Here is a 20,711-nt window from a genome sequence, read left to right as displayed (position 1 = left end):
GTATTGTTTGCGGCGGAGGATTCGCCTAGAGGCCTAGGGCGCACGCTTGGAAAGCGTGTTGGGGGCAACCCCTCACGAGTTCGAATCTCGTATCCTCCGCCATTGCTCTCACCGGGCAATTCGTTGAAGGGCCCCACCGTTCGCGGTGGGGCCCTTCGACGTTGCCGGGGTCATCGCCCGCCGATCACTCGGCCTGGGGCGGGGGCCTTGGGTCTCACCGGGCCCAAGGCAGGGCCTGTGTGCCGTCCGCACCGGGGACGGAGGCGACGCCGTCCGCGCGCATGGCGACGTGCGCCTCGGTCGCCCGCAGCGCGTGGATGCGGCGGACCGCGCCGGGCGGGAGGACAAAGGTCCGGCCGGCCTCGACCTTCTCCGTGACGGCGCCGCAGCTGACCTCGAGGGCGCCCGCGGTCACCGTCCAGACCTGCTCACGGCTGATGACGTGCTCGGGACCGCTCTGGCCGGCCGCCATCTCGACGGTCCACGTACTGAGTTCCGCACTGCCACGGCTGGGAGCCGCCAGGCCGGTCATGCGGGCGTTCGGGGACGCGGTGACGTTCTCGTCGGTGGGGGCGATCACGGCGAGGGGGACTGCCGGGCTACCGGGGGCGCCCGGGGTTACGGACAGATCCGCCCCGTCCGACCCATCCGACCCATCCGACCCATCCGACCCGTCCTCCGCGTTGAGCGCGGCCGGTGCGTTGACCGGCGCGTTGAGCGCGTCCGCCGTGTCAGACGTCTCCGCCGTGGTGGACGCCTCCGGGGTGGCCCATTCGACGAGCTGGACGACGATGCCGTTCGGGTCGGTGAGCTGGAAGAGGCGCTCGCCCCAGGGTTCTTCGCGGAGCGGCATGGTGATGGGGGCGCCGGCCTCGGCGAGACGTCGTTCCTCGGCCTCGATCCCGGAGACGGTGAGGGCGAGGATCAGGCCCGCCGCCTGCTGGTCGCGCTGCTCGGGCGGGAGCACTTCGCTTCCCCGGCGGAGCAGCACGATGTCGGCGGCGGCGTCACCGCGGCTCAGCGAGACGAAGCCGTCGGCGGCCATGGCGACCTCGTACCCCAGGTGCGTACGGAAGAAGTCGCGCGAGGCGTCCACGTCGGCGACGGTCAGGGACAGCGTGGAGGTGGTGACGTTCATGGCGGCTCCTGACGAGTGGGGGTGGCGGGGAGAGGTGGCTGGCGGCTGCGTCGGCCCGGCGGGGGCGTGGCTGTCTATACGGACTCCTGGGCGTACGTGGCGCGACTGGCGCGAGTGGCTGAGCGAGAACGGACGGCAGCGCTGCCGCCCACACATTCCCTCGGGCGATTCTTGCTACGGACGTAAACTTAGCCCCGCACCCTCCCACCGTCAAGCATATTTTTACGACGAGAGTAAGATTCCCCCATGACTGCCGAGATGGGGCTCCGTGAGTCCAAGAAGCAGGAGACCAGGCAGCTGATCTCCGACTGCGCCACCAAGCTCTTCATCGAGCAGGGCTTCGAGCCGACCACCATCGCCGAGATCGCCACCGCGGCCCGCGTCGCCAGAAAGACGGTCACCAACTACTTCCCCCGCAAGGAAGACCTGGCCCTCGACCACCACGAGGCGTTCACCCAGGGCCTGGCCCGAACCGTCGCCGAACGCCGGCCCGACGAAACCCCGCTCGCCGCCCTCGGCCGCACCTTCCGCGCCGCCCTCCTCGCCCACGACCCCGTCGTCGGCTTCACCGGCCCCGCCTTCGCCCGCATGGTCGCTGACAGCCCCACCCTCACCGCCCGCCTGCGCGAACTGCACGACCACCGTGAGGACGCCCTCGCAAGGGCACTGGCGGACGCCGCGGCGCCGACGGACGCCGCACCGAACACCGCCCCGGACACGGCACCGGAAGCGGCCCCGGACACCCACTCCCCCCTCGCCATCGCCCCCCGCGCCGCCGCCGCCCTCATCGCCGCCGCCGACCGCCTGCTGTTCCGGCGCATCCAGGAACTCACCCTCGCCGGCCACGACAACGACCGGATCGAAGCCACCCTCCTCCCGGAGGCCGACCACCTCCGCGCCCTCCTCGACACCGCCCTCGCAACCCGGTGAACACCGAGGGGCCCCACCACAAGTGGTGGGGCCCCTCGCAAACGTCCCGCACGAACCGACGACGCCCGCCGCCGCCCGCCGCCGCAACAACCTCGGCCGTCTCAGCCGCCTCCGCCGTTACACGGGGCAAGGCCGGTACTCGAGGCTCAACTCACGATCCACCGCGTAGCTCGTCCGCATCGACGCGTCGATCACCTGCTGCCACGAGCCGTACTTCGCGTACAGCTGATCCGCCGTCGGCCCCAGCGGATTCCCGTACTTCGCGATGTTCCGCTCCTCCAGCACCCGCACCTCCTCCGGGCTCATCCCGGCCCTGGTGATCTCCTTCGCCTGGTTCCGCATGTCGACCAGCTCCCGCGCGATCTCCTCGTCCGTGAACCCCGCCTCCCGCATCACCGCCTCGGTGCGGTGCATGTCCTCGAGCAGCCCGTGGTACCGCATCCGCGTCCGCTGCGCCTCCACCTTCTCGTCCATCGGCAACACCCGGATCCTGCACACCACCGGATCCGCACTCGGACACGGATCCTCCGCCGACACCGGCGGCGCCAACGGCGCCGTGATCACCGACCCACACGCCTCCACCGCCCCGGCCACACTCGTCCCCGCCGTACCCAACAGGGCGACGGCCGCCGCGAACGGGACCAACGCGCGACGCAGCCGCGAGGAAGAAGAGGCAGAGGGAGAGGGAGAGCCGAAAGCCCGGCCTGAGCCAAAAAGGGAAGTGTGCATGCGCGCCACCTTGGCGACCACTCCCCACCCCTTCACGCAGGCTCACCGGCCATCACCCCTACGAGGCCCCGCTCAGCCGACCCACCCACCCCGTCGCCGCCCCGACACCCTCCCCGTCATGCCGAATACCCCTGTTCACCGGATCGGGGGGTCATGAGAGGGAGGGACGTTACTGCGCGCATCCGTATGTAGTCATGCCGATACTTTCTGTGATGACCAGTCGGCGCTCGACCAAACAGGGGTTATCGATGCGGAAGTTGGCTACAGCGGTGGTGGCTGCGGGGTTGTTCTTCGGGGGGATGGGGGTGGCGGTGGCCGACTCGGCACACGATTTGGTGATGCGGACGCCGGGAGTCGGTTTCGTCGGCACATACCAGTGGCAGCCCACGACCAAGATTCCGAGCGGCCTGCACGTGAAGGGCACTCTGCGCGACGAGAACAACGACGACGGCCACAACGTGTACCTCCGCATCAGGGTCGAGGGCTACGCATGGGGCCACCTGACGGGCGCCCAGAGGAGGCACGTCAAGGTCGACAAGGTGTTCTCCGACGGTGCGGTTCTCAAGACCAAGCAGGTGCGGATGCACGCGTGCATTGACCGCGGCTCGCTGCGGCCTGATTACTGCTCACCGGAGCGGCTCTTCTCGCGCAAGTAGTCATCGGTTCTGGGGAGCCGCCTCGACGCGGCTCCCCACCCCCCAAGGAGCGCACCACGATGGACGTCATCCTCCGCGCCGAGGGCGTGGATCTCCTCTACGGCACCGAGCAAGCCGTACGGAACGCAGATTTCACACTCAAGCGCGGTGAAGTGGCCGCCATCATGGGGAGCAGCGGATCGGGGAAATCATCGCTGCTGTACTGCCTCGCAGGAGTTCTGCCACCGACGAGCGGAACCGTGACTTTCGACGGCGTGCAACTCGCTTCGCTCCCCGACGGGGAGCTGAGTGCATTGCGACGTACACGCCTGGGGTTCGTCTTCCAGTTCGGGGAGCTCCTCCCCGAACTAACCGTGGAAGAGAACGCGGCCCTCCCCCTCCGGCTCGCCGGAATCAGTAAGACGCATGCCCATGCGATGGCCAGCCAGGTCCTGGGACGGCTCGGGATGGGCGATCTATTGCGACGCAGGACCTCGAAATTGTCAGGCGGCCAGAGCCAGCGTGTCGCGGTGGCACGAGCTCTGGTTCATAGGCCTGACGTGGTGTTCGCGGATGAGCCGACCGGGGCCCTTGACAGCGTCAATGCCTCTGCTGTGCTGGAGGAGTTCCTTCAGCTGGCACGAAGGCAGAAGACAGCCGTGGTCATCGTCACGCACGATGCCGAAGTCGCTGCGAGGGCCGACACGCAGTACACGATGTCGGACGGCCTTCTGGCTCAGAGGGTGGCCGCGTGAACCCGTTCGCCCTCGGAATCCGGCTGCTGCGCGGCAGCGGGCGTCGAGGACGGGCCCGATTCTTACTGATGACGCTTGGGTCGGCACTCGGAGTGGCATGCCTGGCCGCCGTCCTCACGATCCCATCGATCCTTGCTGCTCATGACGCGCGTACGGCTGCGCGCGAGCCGAGCATGGGTACAAGTAGCGTTCTGTACCAGGAATTTCGGGATCCCTACGGTTCACAGCCACTTCATCGTGTTTTCGTCGCACGAAGAGGTCCAGGGCCTGCTCCCGTACCCCCGGGCATCAAGCGGCTTCCTGCTGCCGGCGATGCAGTGATTTCCCCGAAGCTTGCTGAGATTCTGGCCGCCAATCCAAGCGCAGCCGGTCTTGTCCCGGGTCGCGTTACTGGCACCATTTCACCGGAAGGATTGGGCGACACCGAAGATCTGTACGCCTATATCGGCACCACTCCTGCTGAGCTGACTGAAGCAGGGGAGCTGGGTAGCTTCGGCACCAGTCGATCGTGGCGGCAGATCGTCGAACCATCGACCATCAGCATCCTGCGTTTCACCCTCGCGTGCATCGTGCTGCTCCCCCTCGTCATCTTCCTCTCCGTCTGTGCGCGGCTCTCAGGAGAGTCGCGTGCGCGGCGGCTCGCTGCGCTTCGGCTTGTGGGCCTCAGTGTGAAGGACACGCTGCGGGTCAATGCGGGGGAGAACGTGGTCGCTGCGTCTGTTGGTGCTCTTTTGGGTGTCGTGGGGTATCTCGGGGTCAATGAGGTGATGGCGCGGGTCGGGCTTCCTGGGCTGCATTGGTATCCGAGTGATGGGCGGCCCGAGGCGTCGACGGTGGTCGTGTGTCTGGTGGGGTGTCCGGCGCTTGCGTGGGTGGTGGGGCATTTCGGGGCGCGGCGGGCTGCGTTGTCGCCGATCAGTGTGCGGAGGACGGGGGAGCGGAAGGCGCCGAGGAAGTTCGGGATGCTGCTTTTGGTGCCTGGGCTGGGGGTTGTTGCGGGGTATTGCGTGGCCAGTGCGATGGGGCGGGATCCGTCGGGTGGGGCGGCGGGGTCGCTGTTGGTGCCTGGTGCTGTGTTGTTGACCGGTGCTGGGCTTGTCTTTGGGTTGGCGCCGGTGACCGCGTGGATTGCGCGGCGGGTGGCGGGGGTGGCGAGGTCGCTGCCGGTGGCGTTGGCGATGCGGCGGACGGAGGTGGATCCGGGGGCGTCGTTGCGGGTGGCGACGGGGCTCGTGCTGCTGGTGTTCGGGGCGGCTCTGACGCAGGGGGTGCTGATCGAGCTGGATCAGGTGAGTCGGCGGAGCGGGCCGCTTCAGGAGTACGACATCCGGTTGAAGGACGTCTCGCCGGCTCAGCGGGAGGCGCTGGTCGAGGTTCCTGGGGTGCGGGCGGCGACTGTCTCGTACAGCTCGTGGAATCCGCTGGACGGGAGCGACGTGGCGCGCGCCGACCTGGTGGTCGGCACGTGTGGGCAGCTCGCGGCTTATGCGCGGCAGGCCCGTGGCTGTGTGGATGGCCGTGTCATGCAGTTGCGGGACGAGAGCACGCCGTTCGAGTACGACCCGAAGGCGGGAGAGAAGTACCCCTTCGTGTTGAAGGACGGCCGGAAGGTTCTGGTCACCGTGCCCGCCGAGCGGGTCGCGCTGCGGACGTGGGGGGTATCCGCTTTCAAGGCGGGCGCTCTTCTCGTACCGCCTTCGCTCGCGCCGTCAGGCCTGGCGGATTCGCACGGCACTCTCACGCTTCTCAGTGGTTCCGATCCCGAGACCGTGCGTTCCGTGCTTGATGGGATTGGGGCGGTTGCGCCTACGGCTGTGGTGGAGCCGGTGGGGATTGTGATCGATTCGATGGCGCAGTTGAGGGTGATTCGGAGTTTGTTGGTGGTGGGGATGGTGTTGGGGCTGGTTATCGGGGTGGCGGCGTTTGTGGTGGCGGTGGCGGATCGGGGGATGGAGAGGAAGGGGGAGGTGGTGGCGTTGGTGTTGTTGGGGGCGAGGGCGGGGACGTTGAGGGTGGTGCAGGTGGTGCAGGTGGTGGTGCCGTTGGGAGTGGGGTTGGGGGCGGCGGTGGTGGCGGGGTGGTTGGCGGAGTCGAGCTATCTGATTACGGGGGGTGGGGCGGTGCATTGGGATTGGGAGGGGTTGCCGGTGTTGGTGGGGTGTGCGGTGGTGGTGATGGTGGTGGCGGGGATGGCGTCGGTGCCGATGGTGCGGAGGCATGTGGAGCCGGAGCAGATTCGGCGGGATTGAGGGCGGCGGGAGCGATGAGTTCGGGGTGGGGTGGGAGTCTGAGTGGTAGTTGACCGTCCGAGGATGAGGAGAGCGTTGTGGCCGAGAACGTCGTGAAGGGGCCTGCGAGCTACTTTCCGTCGATCGAGAAGAAGTACGGGAGGCCGATCGGGGAGTGGAAGGAGCTGATCAGGGCGTCGCCGCTGGGGAAGCACATGGAGTTGGTGGCGTGGTTGAAGGCGGAGTACGGGATGGGCCACGGGCACGCGAACGCGCTGGTGGCCCATACGTTGGCCGAGGGGAAGTAGGGGGAAGTAGGCGGGAAGCAGGGCGGGGCGGGTCACGCGGCGAGGGTGTGGGTGGTGCGGCGGGTGACGCGGGAGGTGAGGGCGAGGGTGGCGGCGGCGGTGGTGGTGCCGGCGAGGAGGGCGGTCCACCAGAGGGTGGCGGGGCCGAGGGTGGTGTAGGTGGCGACGCCGAGGGTGAGGGCGGCGAAGCGGGCGAGGCCCCAGGTCCAGCTGAAGGCGCCTTGGTAGCGGCCGCGGGCGTGGGCGGGGGCGAGGTTGGCGACGACACCGGCGGCGATGCCGGCGACGACGACCTCGCCGAGGGACCAGACGACGACCGAGAGGGTGTAGCCGGCGACGCCGTCGGCCAGGCCGGTGAGGGCGACGCCCAGGGCGATGAGGGCACTGCCCCCGCTCTGGACCGCGAGCTGCGGGAGGCGGGCCAGCCAGGCGGTGGCGAACGGCTGGAGGGCGACGACCAGGACGGCGTTGACCGCCGCCATCGCTCCGTACACGGCGGGCGAGAGGCCGCTGTCGTGGACGGCGAGCGGCAGGGCGACCTCGGTGAGCGAGTAGACGAAGAGCTGGACGCCGAAGAGCGGGAGCAGGAGCAGGGCGAGGCGGTCGCGGACGACGACGCCGTAACCGATGCCGTCCTCGGCCGCCTCGGGGGTGGCCGTCCGCTTCGGTTCCGGCAGGCGGACGGCGACGACCAGGGCGAAGAGGAGCATCGAGCCGGCGTCGACGGCGAAGAGCAGCCAGTAGCCCTGGGCGGCGAGGTAGCCGCCGAGGATGCCGGCGACGGCGCTGCCGATGTTCACGCCCCAGCCGAAGAGGGCGTACGCCCGCTGGCGGCGGTCGGCGTCGACGGCGTCGGCGAGGAGCGCGTACGCGGCGGGGGACACGGTGCTGCCGGCCGCGCTGATCAACAGGGCCGCCGCGGCCATCGTCCAGACGCCGGGGGCGAGGAAGAGGGCGCCCTGGGCGGCCGCTGCGCCGATCAGGCCGATGAGCATCGTGGGGCGGCGGCCGAGGCGGTCGGCGAGGACGCCGCCGACGGCCGGGCCGAGGAGGTTGCCCGCGCCGAGGGCGCCGAGGACGTACGAGGTGTCGGTACCGGTCACCCCGCGGGAGGCGAGGAAGAAGACCAGGAACGGGGTGACGAGGTAGCCGAGGCGGTTGATGATCGTGCCGGCGAAGATCGTCCAGACGACGGGCGGGAGACCGCGGAAGGAGGAGGGCATGGGAGGAGACTGCGCCTCGGGTCCCCGGCCCCTCCAATGATTAAGCTGTAGCCGAATCCATTCGGGACGGCCGGGGCGGGCCGTGGGACTTCGGGGATGTGGACGTATGGAATCCGGGCTCAGTTTCTCCGCCGCCGACCTCGCGCAGACCCGCTTCGCCGTCTCCCCCATGTGGGAGGTCGTCACCAGCTACCGGATCCTCGTCCGGCAGCCCGACACCGCACCGCACCGGCGGTGGGTCGCCCAGGTCCGGCCGCGGATCGCGCGGGCGGGGCTCGACCGCGGGTGGCTCGACGCGCTCATCCCCGGCCACGGCTACCTGGCCGACTTCCTCACCCCGACCCCCGCCGGCCCCTTCCCCACCCTGGAGTCCGAGCTCGACGCGATCCGCCGCACGCCCGCCGCGCAGGTCCGCCACGACCTCGACATGCTGGCACGGGAGGAGAACGGCCCCCGCGAGAACCCCCGGTCCCGGGTGCTCCGGGAGGCGCCCGGGGACGCGCTGGGCAGGATCGCCGACGAGATCGAGTCGTACTGGGAGATCGCCCTCGCCCCCTACTGGGCGCGGATCCAGAAGGTCCTTGAGGCCGACGTCTTCCACCGGGCCCGGCAGGTCGCCGAGCACGGTTCGGCGCGGGTGCTGAGCGAGCTGCACGAGACGGTGCGGTGGGACGACGGCACGCTGCGGCTGGTACGCCGGCACTGCTCGCTCACCCGCAACCAGGCCGGCTCCGGGCTGCTGCTCATCCCGTCCGTCTTCGCCTGGCCCCGGGTCCTCACCCGGTCCGTCCACCCCGACCCGCCCCAACTCGCCTACCCCGCACGGGGCATCGGAACGGTCTGGGAACCCCGTACCACCGGCGCCACGGACGCCGTCGCCGCCGTCCTCGGGCGCTCGCGGACCCTGCTGCTCACCGAGCTCGACACCCCGTCCTCGACGACCCAGCTCGCCACCCACTGCGGCCTTTCCGCCGCGGGCGTCTCCCAGCACCTCATCGCCCTGCGCAACGCCGGCCTGGTCACCGCCCACCGCAGCGGGCGGTCCGTGCTGTACGCCCGCACCGCCGTCGCCGACCAACTCCTCAACCCGTAGGGGAGGATGCCGGGATGAGTTCTCTTTCGCCGTCCGGTTCCCTTTCTCCGTCCGGTTCCTCTTCCCTGACCGGTTCCTCTTCTCCCCTGACCGGTCTTCCTTCTCCGTCCGGTTCCACGCCCCCGGCTGCTTCCGCCTCCTGGTCCGAGCGGGTCGTGGTGCGGGGCGGGGTACGGCTGGCGTGCCGCGACTGGGGAGGTTCCGGGCCGGATGTGCTGATGCTGCACGGGCTCGCCGGGCAGGCCGGTGAGTGGGACGCGAGTGCGGGCCTGTTGCGGGAGGCCGGGTACCGGGTCGTCGCCCTCGATCAGCGTGGGCACGGGGCGAGCGAGCGGCACCCGGGGGACGCCTCGCGGGCCGCGTACGTCGCCGATGTCGTCGCGGTGGTCGGTGAACTCGGGCTTGAGCGGCCGGTGTTGGTCGGGCAGTCGCTCGGGGGGCACACGGCGTTCCTCACGGCGGCCGCCCACCCCGGGCTGTCGCGGGCGCTCGTTCTCGTCGAGGCCGGGCCGGGCGGGTCGGACCCGGGTACGCAGGAGGGGATCGGGGCGTGGCTGCGGTCGTGGCCGGTGCCGTTCGCCTCGCGGGAGGCGGCCGTCGCGTATCTGGGCGGCGGGAAGGAAACCGTGGGGGAAGGGTGGGCGAGCGGGCTGGAGGAGCGTGACGGGGGGCTGTGGCCGCGCTTCGACCCCGAGTTCATGGTGCGGTCCCTCGACGACAACGCCGCCGGCGCGTTCTGGGACGAGTGGACCGCCGTCGCCTGCCCCACGCTCGCGGTCCTCGGGGAGGGTGCGCAGGGCGGGATCATCGGCGGCGAGGAGTACGCGGAGATGGTCCGGATCCGCCCCGGGCTGCACGGCGCGAGCGTGCCCGGCACCGGGCACGACGTACACCTGGAGCGGGCCGACGTGCTGCACCGGCTGATCGTCGACTTCCTGCGGGAGGGCGGGGCGTAGGACGGTTCCTTCGCCTCCTCTCCCCCTTGCCTTGGAGTGCACTCCAGTTCCTAGAGTGCGCGCATGCGCTATCGGGTACTCGGCGGGACCGGGATCGACGTCAGCACGTACTGCCTCGGCACCATGATGTTCGGTGCGGTGGGGAATCCTGATCACCAGGAGTCCGTACGGATCATCCATGCGGCCCTGGACCAGGGCATCAACTTCGTGGACACCGCCGACATGTACTCGGCGGGCGAGTCCGAGGAGATCGTCGGCAAGGCGCTGCGCGATCCCCGTCGGCGGGAGGAGACGGTCCTCGCCACCAAGGTGTACTTCCCGATGGGCGGTGAAGGACCCAACAGGGGCGGCTCGTCACGGCGTTGGATCACGCTCGCCGTCGAGAACAGCCTCAAGCGGCTCGGCACCGAGTGGATCGACCTCTACCAGGTGCACCGGCCCGACCACCGTACGGACATCGAGGAGACCCTCGACGTCCTCGGCGACCTCGTCACCCAGGGGAAGATCCGGGCGTTCGGCTGCTCCACCTTCCCGGCCGAGGAGATCGTCGAGGCGCACGCCGTCGCCGAGCGGCGCGGGCTGCGCCGGTTCCGCTCCGAGCAGCCGCCGTACTCGCTGCTCGCGCGCGGGGTCGAGGCGTCCGTGCTGCCCGTGGCGCAGCGGTACGGGATGGGCGTCCTGACCTGGAGCCCGCTCGCGTCCGGCTTCCTCACCGGCCGGTACCGGAAGGGCGCCCCCATCGACCTCACCAGCGGGCGGCCAGCCCTCACCCCGCACCGCTTCGACCCCTCCCTGCCCGTCAACGCCGCCAAGCTCGACGCCGTCGAGGAGTTCGTCGCCCTCGCCGACGAGATCGGCTGCAGCTTGCCCGAACTCGCGCTCGCCTTCGTGGCCGCGCACCCGGCGGTCACCTCCGTCATCATCGGGCCGCGGACGATGGACCAGCTGGAGGGGCTGCTCAAGGGCGCGCCCGTCGTCCTCACCGACGAGGTCCTGGACCGGATCGACGCGATCGTGCCGCCCGGCACGAACCTCTACCAGCCCGACGGCGCCTGGCGTTCGCCCGTCCTCACCGAACCCCGGCTGCGTCGGCGGCCGTTGGAGGAGCGGGCCGCCGGCTGACCGACGGCCCTACGGGGCCGAGAACTGCTCCGTACCCACCACCCTCAGCAGGGCCAGGCGCTCCCCCGCGTCGGTGCCCGGCGGCGGGGTGTGGAGGACGAGGCGCTGTTCGCCTTCCGGCGCCAGCAGGACCTGGCAGTCCAGGTCCACCGGACCGATGACCGGATGGACGACGCGCATCCGGCTGTGGCGGCGGACGGCGACCTCGTGGAGGGCCCAGAGCTCGGCGAACTCGTCGCTGGCGGCGCGCAGTCGGTCCACGAGACGGGTGGAGGCCGGGTCGTGGGAGCGGCGGCCGGCGGCGGCGCGCAGGTCGGCGACGTGGAGGCGGCTGTAGTACGCGTGCTCCTCGGGCGGGTACGCCGTACGGGCCCGCTCGTCCGCGAACCAGCGCCACACGACGTTACGGCCGTGCTCCGACACCGTGCAGACGCCGCCGAGGAGGGCGCGGGCCATCGCGTTCTGGGCGAGGACGTCCCCCAGGTCGCTGAGGACCTGCGCCGGGGTCGACTCCAGCTGGTCGAGGAGGTGCAGCAGGCCGGGCGAGACGTGGTCGCCGACCGTGGGACCCGCGGGCGGGCGGTGCCCGGCCAGCAGGTGCAGGTGGTCGCGCCCGTCGGTGTCGAGCCGCAGCGCGCGGGCGAGCGCGGCGAGCATCTGCGGCGAGGGCTGCGGGCCGCGGGCCTGCTCCAGGCGGATGTAGTAGTCCGCGGACATGCCGGCGAGCTGGGCGACCTCTTCGCGGCGGAGCCCGGGGGTACGGCGCCGGGGCCCGGCCGGGAGACCCGCGTCCTGCGGGCGCACCCGGTCGCGGGAACGGCGCAGGAAGTCGGCCAGTTCGCGGCGGTCGATCGTCGTCATGCCGATCATCCTGCCGGAGGCACGGGGCTCCTTCCAGGGACCGGCGGTCCCAGGTAAGGACACGGGACGGGGGCTCTCGACGGAGGACTGCTGCCCGACCGGCGACTGCGGCTCGACGGAGGACCGCTGCCCGACCGGCGACTGCGGCTAGACGGAGGACTGCGGCGGCCTGGTGGAGCGGCGTGGGGCGTACGACGTGAGGTGTGAGACGTGAGGTGCGAGACGGCGGCGGCTGCGGCTGCTGCTGCTCAACCTGGGATCGGCGATCCCAGGGTCGGAAGGGCTCTCCCGGGGGGTCGCGGGGGTCGGCAGAGTTCTCGGTGTCAGGCACTCACCCCCTTCCACCGGGAGCAACCATCATGGCTACGGTCACCGTCGGCACCGCACACGTCCACTACGACGTCGAGGGCTCGGGCGAGGGTCCCGCGCTAGTCCTCGTCCACGGGACCGGGTCGGGTGGGGCGGTCATCAACTGGGGTCGCACCGCGCCGCGTTTCACCGCGGACCGCAGGGTCGTCACGATGGACCTGTCGGGGGCCGACCGGACCGTCGACGACGGTGGTGCGCTGACGGTCGAGACGCTGGCGGCGCAGGTGATCGCGGTGATCGAGGACGCGGGTACGGGTCCGGTGGACCTGCTCGGCTTCTCGATGGGGGCGCCGGTGTCGGCGGCGGTCGCTGCGCTGCGCCCGGATCTGGTCAACCGGCTGGTGCTGGTGGCGGGTTGGGCGTACACCGACGGCGACGAGTACATGCGGAACCTGTTCACGCTGTGGCAGCGCCTCGGCGAGTTCGACCCGGCGGGGTTCGGGCGGAGCGTGACGATGACCGGGTTCAGCCGCGACTTCCTCAACATGATCGGCCGCGAGGGCGTCGAGGAGCTCATCCCGAACATGCCGCCCACGCCGGGCACCCTGCGGCACGTGGCGCTCGACCTGGGGGTCGACATCCGCGCGCTGCTGCCCCGGATCACCGCGGAGACGCTGGTCGTGGGCGCGACGCGAGACGCGACCGTCCCCGTGGAGAACAGCCGTGAGCTGCACGCGGCGATCACCGGGAGCAGGTACGCGGAGATCGACGCCGGCCACGTCGTGCTCTTCGAGAAGGAGGACGAGTTCGTGGCGACGGTGACGGAGTTCCTGGACTCCGCCGCGACCGTGCCCGCCGCCGTGCCCGCCGCAATGGCCGCCGCCGCCTGAACCCGGTCGTGGGCGCGGACGGCTCCGGCGCGCGGACGGCTCCGGCACGGACGGCTCCGGCACGGACGGCTCCGGCGCAGCGGTCAGCGGTCAGCGGCCAGCGGTCAGCGGCCAGCGGTCAGCGGCCAGCGGTCAGTGACGGAGTAGCCAGTGACGGAGTAGCCAGCAGCAAGCGATCAGTGGCGGACTTCGAGGCCCGTGACGCCGAGGTCGTAGAGGCCGTCGAGGACGAGGTCGACGCCGACGGCGGCGAGGAGCAGGCCCAGGAGGCGGCCGAGGAGCTCGATGGTGGCGTGGTGGGTGCGGCGCAGGACGTGGGTGAGGAGCAGGACGCAGATCAGGTCGAGGGCGATGACGGCCACGTACGCGCCGACGACCGTCGAACGCCAGCTGAAGGAATCGCGGGCCGCCGCCTCGATCAGTACGGCGGTCATGGCCAGCGGGCTCACCACGTACGGCATGAGCAGCTCGCGCACGCCGCTGACCAGGTCGGGAGCGTCCTGGTGGGGGCCGTCGGAGCCGAGGTGCATGCCGAGGACGAGCCCGACGGCGTAGAGGAAGAAGATGACGCCGCCGGCGAGCTGGAGGGCGGGCTCGCTGATGTGGAAGAGGTTCAGGATCCAGGGGGCCGTGATGCCGGTGACCAGGCCGACGAGGACAGCGGCGCCCGAGGAGATGAGGGCGATGTTCCGCAGCTGGCGGACGGGGTGGACCTGGGCGAGGCCGGCGAAGGCGAGGACGACCTTGGGCGGGCCGACGACCGAGAAGAAGGCGATGAAGGCCGCGGAGAAGGTGAATGCGTTCACTCGGGAATCATGAAGCGGCCGGGTGATTTCTCCCGTTTTTCGGGCTGATGCCCGCGCGGTGTCGAGAACCGGCGTCCGGCTACGACTCTCCTGCGAGAACACGTCCCTGCGGGACGTACACGCCAACGAGGAGGACGTCATGAAGTACCTGGTGATGGTCCAGGGGTCGCAGGCCGACTACGAGGGCATGGTCGGCCGCGGCTCGGCCGGCAGTCCCGCCTGGAACAAGGCGCAGCTCCAGGCCATGTTCGACCACATGAACGCGATCAACAAGGAGCTGGCCTCCACCGGCGAGATGCTCGACGCCCAGGGTCTCGCCGCCCCCTCCACGACCCGCTTCGTCACCGTCGACGCCAACGGCGACCCCGTCGTCACCGACGGCCCCTACGCCGAGACCAAGGAAGTCCTCGCCGGCTACTGGGTCCTCGACTGCCCCACTCTCGACCGCGTCACCGAGATCGCCGCCCAGGTCGCCCGCTGCCCCGTCCCTCCCGGCTCCCCCGACTACCCCGTCGTCATCCGCCCCATCGACGAAGCGGGCCCGACCCAGGACTGACCCCCGACCGACCGCGCGACCCGTGCGTGTAAGCCCCGCCGTTTCGGTGGGGCTCGCGGTGGTGGGTGGGGAGGCGGGCGGCGGGAGGACGGGGAGGGGGCGTGGTGGGTGTCATCCTTGGTCTTCGACGGAACCCCGTGCTGGGGAGTAAATTACCCCGTGGGGTATCTGTGGAGGAGTCGCTGTGGAACTCGATCTCGCGGGCGCCGAGCTGAAGGCCGTGTTGAACCGGCTGCGGCGGGCGCAGGGGCAGATCTCCGGCGTGATCCGGATGATCGAGGAGGGGCGCGACTGCGAGGAGGTCGTGACGCAGCTCGCGGCGGCGTCGCGGGCGCTCGACCGGGCCGGGTTCGCGATCATCGCGACGGGACTGCAGCAGTGCCTGACCGACATCGAGAACGGGCGCAAGGACGGGGAGGACCCGCATGCGATGCGGGCGCGGCTGGAGAAGTTGTTCCTGTCGCTGGCGTAGGCGGGAGACCGCCACGGCGAAGAGCACCCCTGGGGAGGCCCCAGGGGTGCTCTTCGTCGTAGCGGGTGCGGTCAGTCGTCCGCGAGGCCCTTCAGGCGCTTGGCGAAGCGGGTGAGGCGGGCGCCCTGGTAGCGGGCGGCGTGGAGGACGTCCTCCGAGGGGGCGCCGTGGGCGCCGGGGTGGGCGGTGCCGTAGGGGTTGCCGCCGGCGGCGTAGACGGCCGGGTCGGTGAAGCCGGGCGAGACGATGACCGAGCCCCAGTGGTGGAAGGTGTTGTAGAGGGCGAGGAGCGTGGACTCGTTGCCGCCGTGGACGTTGTGCGCGCTGGTGAAGGCGGTCGCGGGCTTGTCGGCCATGACGCCCTGCTGCCAGAGCCCGCCCGAGGTGTCGATGTACTGCTTCAGCTGCGCGGAGACGTTGCCGAAGCGGGTCGGGGAGCCGAAGGCGTACGCGTCGGCCCACTCCAGGTCGTCCAGGGTGGCGACCTCGACGTCACCGGTGGCGTCGACGTGGGCGCGCCAGGCCGGGTTCGAGTCGATGGCGGCGTCGGGGGCGAGCTCGGGCACGCGGCGCAGGCGCACCTCGGCGCCGGCCTTCTCGGCTCCTTCGGCGACGGCCTGGGCCAGCCGGTGGACGGAGCCGGTGGCCGAGTAGTAGATGACGGCGACCTTGACGGACATGGCGAACTCTCCTCGATCCAAGAAAGTGGATTACTTTCCGCTTCGATGTTCCGAGTTAAGCGGATCGCTATCCGGTTTGCAAGGGGGACGGGTATGCTCAACAACGAGCAGCGACCTAGGGGGAACACGGGCGAGCGGGAAGAAAGAGCGGGAGTCGACAGATGAGCACCGAGAAACCGCAGGCCGGAGCCGGGGCGGCAGCGGAGCCCGAGATCACGCCCCTGGCCGGTCCCGGACTGCTCCCCACCGTCGACGCGCCCGCCCCCGAGCGCGCCGACGCCGCCCGCAACCGGCGCAAGATCCTCGACGCCGCCGCCCGGATCGTCGCCGAGCAGGGCCCCGACGCCGTCACCATGAACCAGGTCGCCCACGCCAGCGGCATCGGCGTCGGCACCGTCTACCGCCGCTTCGGCGACGTCTCCCAGCTCCTGTGGGCCCTCCTCGACGACCGGGAGCGCCAGTTCCAGGAGGCGTACATGAGCGGGCCGCCGCCGCTGGGCCCCGGCGCCCCGGCCGCCGAGCGGCTCGACGCCTTCCTCGACGCGCTCGTCGACCGGGTCGGCGAACAGCGCGAACTACTCCTCGCGGCGCACTCCGCCGCGCCCCGCGCCCGCTACCACAGCGGCGCCTACCGGGTGATGCACACGCACGTCGCCCTGCTCATCGGGCAGCTCAGGCCGGGCTCCGACAACGCACTCCTCGCGCACCTGCTGCTCGCGTCCTTCTCCCCGGACGTCATGCACCACCTGACGGTCGAGCAGGACCTCTCGGGCGACCGCCTCAAGGCGGGGGTACGGGCGCTGCTGACCCTGCGGGACTGACGGACGCCTGCGGGACTGACTGACGCTTGCGGGGTCGTGAGCCCCGGCTCCGATCCGTGCGGCACCCCTGAGGCCGCGACCCGTGAGGCCGTGACTCCTGAGGTCGTGGCCCCTAAGGCCGCGGTCCCTGAGGCCGTGACCCCTGAGACCGTGGCCCCTGGCGCCTGATCCGCCCGCGGGTCGCCCCTCAGTCCGCGTCCGCGCCCAGGGGTCGGCTCGTATCCGGGGCCCCGTCCGTGCCCAAAGGTCACTCCCCGCTCAGGGCCGCCAGTCCGTCCAGGACGCGGGCGAGGGCGAAGGCGTAGGCGTGTTCCGCGTCGTAGAGGCCGCCGTAGGCGAGGGCGGCGGCTTCGCCGACGCGGCCGGCGAGGGGGAAGCGCTGCGCGTCGAAGACGCGGGCGAGGAGGGGCTCGTGGGCGGCCCACCACTCGCCGTCGGACAGGGCGCTCTCGCGTTCCACGGCCCGCGCGTCGAGTTCGGCCCGCGCGCCGGACTGTACGGAGCCGAGGACGAAGGTGAGGGCCGAGTCGCGGGCCACGTCGTCGAGGCCGAGCCCTTCGAAGGCGCCGAGTTCGTACTCGTACTTGGCCATCACGCCGGGGCCGAGCGGGGCCCGGACGATGCGCAGGTCGACCAGCCAGGGGTGGCGGAGGTGCAGGGCGCGGTTCGCGTCGGCGACGGAGGTGACGCGGGCGCGCCAGGGTTCGGCGGCGCCGAACGGCGGGCGGTCCATGCGCAGGAAGACGGTGTCCAGCATGAGGTCGAGCAGTTCGCTCTTGCCGGGGACGTACGTGTAGAGGGTCATCGGGGTGACGCCGAGGCGCTGGGCGACGGCGCGCATGGTGAGGGCGTCGAGGCCGCCGGCGTCGGCGAGGTCGAGCGCGGCGTCGACGACCGCGTCGACGGTGAGGCCCTGGCGGGGGCCGCGCCGCGCCGCGGGGGCCGGGGCCGGGGCGTCGGCACGCCAGAGCAGCTCCAGGGTGCGGGCCGGGTCGCCGGCCCCGCTGCTGTTCTTCCCGCCGGTGGTCGCCATGGCACTCATGTACTCATTCTCGCAGGTCAGACGTACTACGCCCTAACTTTGTACGTTGTATAGAGTACCCTGTCCGTTCGAGCTTGGGACGACCACGGAGGGCGCACACATGAACCACCCCGTCGGAGCGAACGAAACCGCCGCGGCGGACGGCCACCACGTCATCCAGGTCCGCGGGGCCCGCGAGAACAACCTCAAGAACGTCGACGTCGACCTGCCCAAGCGGCGCCTCACCGTCTTCACCGGGGTCTCCGGCTCCGGGAAGTCCTCGCTCGTCTTCGGCACCATCGCCGCCGAGTCGCAGCGCCTGATCAACGAGACGTACAGCGCCTTCCTCCAGTCGTTCATGCCGTCCCTGGCCCGCCCGGACGTGGACGGACTGCACAACCTGAGCGCGGCGATCGTCGTCGACCAGGAGCGGATGGGCGCCAACTCCCGCTCCACGGTGGGCACGGCCACCGACGCGTACACGATGCTGCGGATCGTCTTCAGCCGCCTCGGCACCCCGCACGTCGGCACGTCCGGGGCGTTCAGCTTCAACCTCCCCGAGGGCATGTGCCCGCGCTGCGAGGGCGCCGGCGAGGTCTCGGACATCGACGTCGACGAGCTCGTGGACCGCGGGAAGAGCCTCGCCGAGGGCGCGATCACCGTCCCGAACTTCGCCGTGGACTCCTGGTACTGGCGGATCATGGCCGAATCCGGCTTCTACCCCGCCGACAAGAAGCTCGCGGACTTCACCGAGGAGGAGTGGGAGGCCTTCCTCCACAAGCCGACCTGCAAGGTGAAGGTCGGCAGCAACACCTTCACCTACGAGGGCCTGGTGCCGAAGGTCCAGCGGCTCTTCCTCGCCAAGGACCGGGACGCGCTCCAGGCGCACATCCGGGCCTTCGTCGACCGCGCGGTCGTCTTCCGCACCTGCCCCGAGTGCGAGGGGGCCCGGCTCACCCGCGCCGCGCTGTCCTCCCGTATCGACGGGGTGAACATCGCCGAGTGCTCGGCGATGCAGATCAGCGACCTCGCCGCGTTCGTCCGCCGGATCGAGGACCCCTCCGTCGCGCCGCTCCTCGCGGGCCTGCGCGAGCTGCTCGACTCGCTCGTGGAGATCGGGCTGGGCTATCTGAGCCTCGACCGGGCGTCCGGCACGCTGTCCGGCGGCGAGGCCCAGCGGGTGAAGATGGTCCGCCACCTCGGCTCGCCGCTCACCGACGTCACGTACGTCTTCGACGAGCCGACCACCGGACTGCACCCGCACGACATCCGGCGCATGAACGACCTGCTGCTCCGCCTGCGCGACAAGGGCAACACCGTCCTCGTCGTCGAGCACAAGCCCGAGGTCATCGAGATCGCCGACCACGTCGTGGACCTGGGGCCGCGGGCCGGGACCGCGGGCGGCGAGATCTGCTACAGCGGGAACGTGCCGGGCCTGCGCAGCTCCGGCACCCTCACCGGCGACCACCTCTCGCACCGGGCCAAGCTCCGCGAGGAGGTGCGGACCCGGACCGGCGCCCTCGCGATCACCGGGGCCACCCAGCACAACCTCAAGGACGTCAGCGTCGAGATCCCGACCGGGGTGCTGACCGTGGTCACCGGCGTGGCGGGCTCCGGCAAGTCCTCCCTGATCCACGGCAACCTGCCGGGCCGGGAGGGCGTGGTCGTCGCCGACCAGTCCCCGATCCGCGGCTCGCGCCGCTCGAACCCGGCGACGTACACGGGGCTCCTCGGCCCCATCCGCACGGCCTTCGCCAAGGCCAACGGCGTCAAGGCCGCGCTCTTCAGCGCCAACTCGGAGGGCGCCTGCGGGAACTGCAACGGCCTCGGGCTCATCTACACCGACCTGGCCATCGCGGCCGGTGTGGCCTCCGTCTGCGAGAAGTGCGAGGGCAAGCGGTTCACGCCCGAGGTCCTCACGTACCGGCTCGACGGGAAGAACATCCACGAGGTGCTGTCCCTGTCGATCGAGGAGGCGTACGACTTCTTCACGGCGAAGGGCCAGGCCCGCACCATCCTCGGCCGCCTCAAGGACGTCGGCCTCGGCTACCTCCGCCTCGGCCAGCCCCTCAACACCCTCTCCGGCGGCGAACGCCAGCGGCTCAAGCTCGCCATCCACATGGCCGAGAAGGGCGCGGTCTACGTGCTCGACGAGCCCACCACCGGCCTCCACCTCGCCGACGTCGACCAGCTCCTCGCGCTCCTCGACCGGCTCGTCGACGCCGGCAACACGGTCGTCGTCATCGAGCACCACCAGGCCGTGATGGCCCACGCCGACTGGCTCGTCGACCTCGGTCCCGGCGCCGGTCACGACGGCGGCCGCGTCGTCTTCGAGGGCACCCCCGCGCAGCTGGTCGAGAAGGGGGACACCCTGACCGCCCGCCACCTGCGGGAGTACGTCGGCGGCTGACCGCCCTCCCCGAACGGCGGGGGCCGAAGACCGCTCCGTGGACCGCGGTGGACGGGGACGGGTGCCGGGCGCAGGATCGTGCCGTGACCACGTATCTGATCCTCCACGGCTTCCAGAACCACCGTCCGCCCGGCCACTGGCAGCACTGGCTCGCCGCGCAGCTCAGGGAGCGCGGCCACGAGGTCCGCTACCCGCAGCTGCCCGAGCCGGACGCGCCCGTCCTCGCGGACTGGATCGCGGCCCTGGAGGAGCACGGGCGGCGTCCGGCCGACGGCGAGTTCGTCGTCCTCGCGCACAGCCTGTCGGTCCTGCTCTGGCTGCGGGCGGGCGAGCGGCGGCCCGACGCCGACCGGGTGCTCCTGGTCGCCCCGCCCTCGCCGCGGGTGACCGCCTCGATCCCGGCCATCGCCGCCTTCGCCGACGGTCTGGACCTGGCGGAGCGGGGCCTCGCGGCCCGTCTCGTGTACGGCGACGGGGACCCGTACTGCCCCGAGGGCGCCGACGTGCACTACGGCACCCCGCTCGGCCTCGACACGGACCGCGTGCCGGGCGGCGAGCACCTCGACCTCGACGCGGGGTACGGGGACTGGGCCTCGGTCCTGGAGTGGTGCGAGGACCCGGACGTGCGCGTCAAGGGCCGCTAGGGCCTGTCGTCACATTCCCGTCGTCGCCCGAAGGGCGGCCCCGCGGCGTCTGGTGCGTGCTCTCGGCGTGCCGGGTGGAAGTCCGCGTACTGGACGTACTCGGGCTTTCGCCCGGTGCGGCGAG

21 protein-coding genes and 1 tRNA gene are annotated in these 20,711 nt (G+C 71.1%); 15 read left to right on the top strand and 7 right to left on the bottom strand.

Annotated features, from left to right (window positions below; translation table 11 throughout):
• Nucleotides 1-14: 14 nt before the first annotated feature.
• Nucleotides 15-102, top strand: a tRNA-Ser gene (locus ACFCY7_RS17500).
• 112 nt (nt 103-214) lie between these two features.
• Here ACFCY7_RS17500 and ACFCY7_RS17495 read toward each other — a convergent pair.
• On the bottom strand, nt 215-1,138 hold the full coding sequence (locus tag ACFCY7_RS17495) for a VOC family protein (protein WP_376485845.1): 924 nt from the start codon (nt 1,136-1,138) through the stop codon (nt 215-217).
• A gap of 258 nt (nt 1,139-1,396) precedes the next feature.
• On the opposite strand from ACFCY7_RS17495, the gene ACFCY7_RS17490 reads away from it, so the two are divergent.
• Nucleotides 1,397-2,068, top strand: a complete 672-nt coding sequence (locus ACFCY7_RS17490) for a TetR/AcrR family transcriptional regulator (RefSeq protein ID WP_376485904.1) — start codon at nt 1,397-1,399, stop codon at nt 2,066-2,068.
• Nucleotides 2,069-2,185: 117 nt separating this feature from the next.
• On the opposite strand, the gene ACFCY7_RS17485 is transcribed toward ACFCY7_RS17490, so the two are convergent.
• Complete coding sequence (locus tag ACFCY7_RS17485; protein WP_376485903.1) at nt 2,186-2,797, bottom strand: hypothetical protein; 612 nt, start codon at nt 2,795-2,797, stop codon at nt 2,186-2,188.
• 212 nt (nt 2,798-3,009) lie between these two features.
• Here ACFCY7_RS17485 and ACFCY7_RS17480 point away from each other — a divergent pair, with 212 nt between their 5' ends.
• The 4 genes from ACFCY7_RS17480 to ACFCY7_RS17465 all read left to right on the top strand — a co-directional run bounded on the left by ACFCY7_RS17480 (nt 3,010) and on the right by ACFCY7_RS17465 (nt 6,723).
• Entirely contained in the window at nt 3,010-3,453 is a 444-nt protein-coding gene (locus ACFCY7_RS17480; RefSeq protein WP_376485843.1) for a hypothetical protein, read from the top strand.
• Nucleotides 3,454-3,512: 59 nt separating this feature from the next.
• Nucleotides 3,513-4,187: an ABC transporter ATP-binding protein gene (locus ACFCY7_RS17475; protein ID WP_376485841.1), complete on the top strand. Its 675-nt coding sequence runs from the start codon at nt 3,513-3,515 to the stop codon at nt 4,185-4,187.
• Nucleotides 4,184-6,436, top strand: a complete 2,253-nt coding sequence (locus ACFCY7_RS17470) for an ABC transporter permease (protein ID WP_376485838.1) — start codon at nt 4,184-4,186, stop codon at nt 6,434-6,436. Before ACFCY7_RS17475 ends, ACFCY7_RS17470 begins: the two co-directional genes overlap by 4 nt.
• 77 nt (nt 6,437-6,513) lie before the next feature.
• Nucleotides 6,514-6,723: a DUF4287 domain-containing protein gene (locus ACFCY7_RS17465; RefSeq protein WP_376485836.1), complete on the top strand. Its 210-nt coding sequence runs from the start codon at nt 6,514-6,516 to the stop codon at nt 6,721-6,723.
• 32 nt (nt 6,724-6,755) lie between these two features.
• On the opposite strand, the gene ACFCY7_RS17460 is transcribed toward ACFCY7_RS17465, so the two are convergent.
• A complete protein-coding gene (locus ACFCY7_RS17460) occupies nt 6,756-7,946 on the bottom strand; it encodes an MFS transporter (RefSeq protein ID WP_376485834.1) in 1,191 nt (396 codons plus the stop codon).
• A gap of 106 nt (nt 7,947-8,052) precedes the next feature.
• On the opposite strand from ACFCY7_RS17460, the gene ACFCY7_RS17455 reads away from it, so the two are divergent.
• The 3 genes from ACFCY7_RS17455 to ACFCY7_RS17445 all read left to right on the top strand — a co-directional run bounded on the left by ACFCY7_RS17455 (nt 8,053) and on the right by ACFCY7_RS17445 (nt 11,117).
• Nucleotides 8,053-9,039: a DUF5937 family protein gene (locus ACFCY7_RS17455; RefSeq protein WP_376485833.1), complete on the top strand. Its 987-nt coding sequence runs from the start codon at nt 8,053-8,055 to the stop codon at nt 9,037-9,039.
• A 215-nt stretch (nt 9,040-9,254) separates the two neighbouring features.
• Nucleotides 9,255-9,995 carry an alpha/beta fold hydrolase gene (locus tag ACFCY7_RS17450; protein ID WP_376485900.1) on the top strand — a complete coding sequence of 247 codons (741 nt, stop codon included), beginning with the start codon at nt 9,255-9,257 and terminating at the stop codon, nt 9,993-9,995.
• A gap of 63 nt (nt 9,996-10,058) precedes the next feature.
• Entirely contained in the window at nt 10,059-11,117 is a 1,059-nt protein-coding gene (locus tag ACFCY7_RS17445; RefSeq protein ID WP_376485831.1) for an aldo/keto reductase, read from the top strand.
• Between the two features lie 9 nt (nt 11,118-11,126).
• On the opposite strand, the gene ACFCY7_RS17440 is transcribed toward ACFCY7_RS17445, so the two are convergent.
• Nucleotides 11,127-11,987 carry a helix-turn-helix transcriptional regulator gene (locus tag ACFCY7_RS17440; protein ID WP_376485897.1) on the bottom strand — a complete coding sequence of 287 codons (861 nt, stop codon included), beginning with the start codon at nt 11,985-11,987 and terminating at the stop codon, nt 11,127-11,129.
• A gap of 350 nt (nt 11,988-12,337) precedes the next feature.
• On the opposite strand from ACFCY7_RS17440, the gene ACFCY7_RS17435 reads away from it, so the two are divergent.
• Nucleotides 12,338-13,177 carry an alpha/beta fold hydrolase gene (locus ACFCY7_RS17435; protein WP_376485829.1) on the top strand — a complete coding sequence of 280 codons (840 nt, stop codon included), beginning with the start codon at nt 12,338-12,340 and terminating at the stop codon, nt 13,175-13,177.
• Nucleotides 13,178-13,353: 176 nt separating this feature from the next.
• On the opposite strand, the gene ACFCY7_RS17430 is transcribed toward ACFCY7_RS17435, so the two are convergent.
• On the bottom strand, nt 13,354-13,983 hold the full coding sequence (locus ACFCY7_RS17430) for a MarC family protein (protein ID WP_376485827.1): 630 nt from the start codon (nt 13,981-13,983) through the stop codon (nt 13,354-13,356).
• A 139-nt stretch (nt 13,984-14,122) separates the two neighbouring features.
• Here ACFCY7_RS17430 and ACFCY7_RS17425 point away from each other — a divergent pair, with 139 nt between their 5' ends.
• Together ACFCY7_RS17425 and ACFCY7_RS17420 are read left to right on the top strand one after the other, a co-directional pair.
• Complete coding sequence (locus ACFCY7_RS17425; protein WP_376485895.1) at nt 14,123-14,539, top strand: YciI family protein; 417 nt, start codon at nt 14,123-14,125, stop codon at nt 14,537-14,539.
• 184 nt (nt 14,540-14,723) lie between these two features.
• Nucleotides 14,724-15,011 carry a metal-sensitive transcriptional regulator gene (locus tag ACFCY7_RS17420; RefSeq protein ID WP_376485824.1) on the top strand — a complete coding sequence of 96 codons (288 nt, stop codon included), beginning with the start codon at nt 14,724-14,726 and terminating at the stop codon, nt 15,009-15,011.
• A gap of 71 nt (nt 15,012-15,082) precedes the next feature.
• Here the strand turns inward: ACFCY7_RS17420 and wrbA are convergent, their stop codons facing one another.
• Nucleotides 15,083-15,691, bottom strand: a complete 609-nt coding sequence (gene wrbA / locus ACFCY7_RS17415; protein WP_376485821.1) for an NAD(P)H:quinone oxidoreductase — start codon at nt 15,689-15,691, stop codon at nt 15,083-15,085.
• Between the two features lie 161 nt (nt 15,692-15,852).
• On the opposite strand from wrbA, the gene ACFCY7_RS17410 reads away from it, so the two are divergent.
• Nucleotides 15,853-16,512 (top strand): TetR/AcrR family transcriptional regulator, encoded by a 660-nt coding sequence (locus ACFCY7_RS17410; RefSeq protein ID WP_376485819.1) that lies wholly within the window; start codon nt 15,853-15,855, stop codon nt 16,510-16,512.
• A gap of 247 nt (nt 16,513-16,759) precedes the next feature.
• Here ACFCY7_RS17410 and ACFCY7_RS17405 read toward each other — a convergent pair whose 3' ends face one another.
• Nucleotides 16,760-17,545, bottom strand: coding sequence for a TetR/AcrR family transcriptional regulator (locus tag ACFCY7_RS17405; protein ID WP_376485893.1), 786 nt, complete (start codon nt 17,543-17,545; stop codon nt 16,760-16,762).
• A gap of 109 nt (nt 17,546-17,654) precedes the next feature.
• Between ACFCY7_RS17405 and ACFCY7_RS17400 the strand changes: the two genes are divergently transcribed.
• Entirely contained in the window at nt 17,655-19,943 is a 2,289-nt protein-coding gene (locus tag ACFCY7_RS17400) for an ATP-binding cassette domain-containing protein (RefSeq protein WP_376485817.1), read from the top strand.
• A gap of 83 nt (nt 19,944-20,026) precedes the next feature.
• Nucleotides 20,027-20,587 (top strand): RBBP9/YdeN family alpha/beta hydrolase, encoded by a 561-nt coding sequence (locus ACFCY7_RS17395; RefSeq protein ID WP_376485815.1) that lies wholly within the window; start codon nt 20,027-20,029, stop codon nt 20,585-20,587.
• Nucleotides 20,588-20,711 lie beyond the last annotated feature (124 nt).

Source organism: Streptomyces sp. NPDC056361 (assembly GCF_042262805.1).
GTDB lineage: Bacteria > Actinomycetota > Actinomycetes > Streptomycetales > Streptomycetaceae > Streptomyces.
The sequence above is the reverse complement of the archived record's forward strand: the minus strand, read 5'-3'. Positions and strand labels throughout refer to the sequence as shown.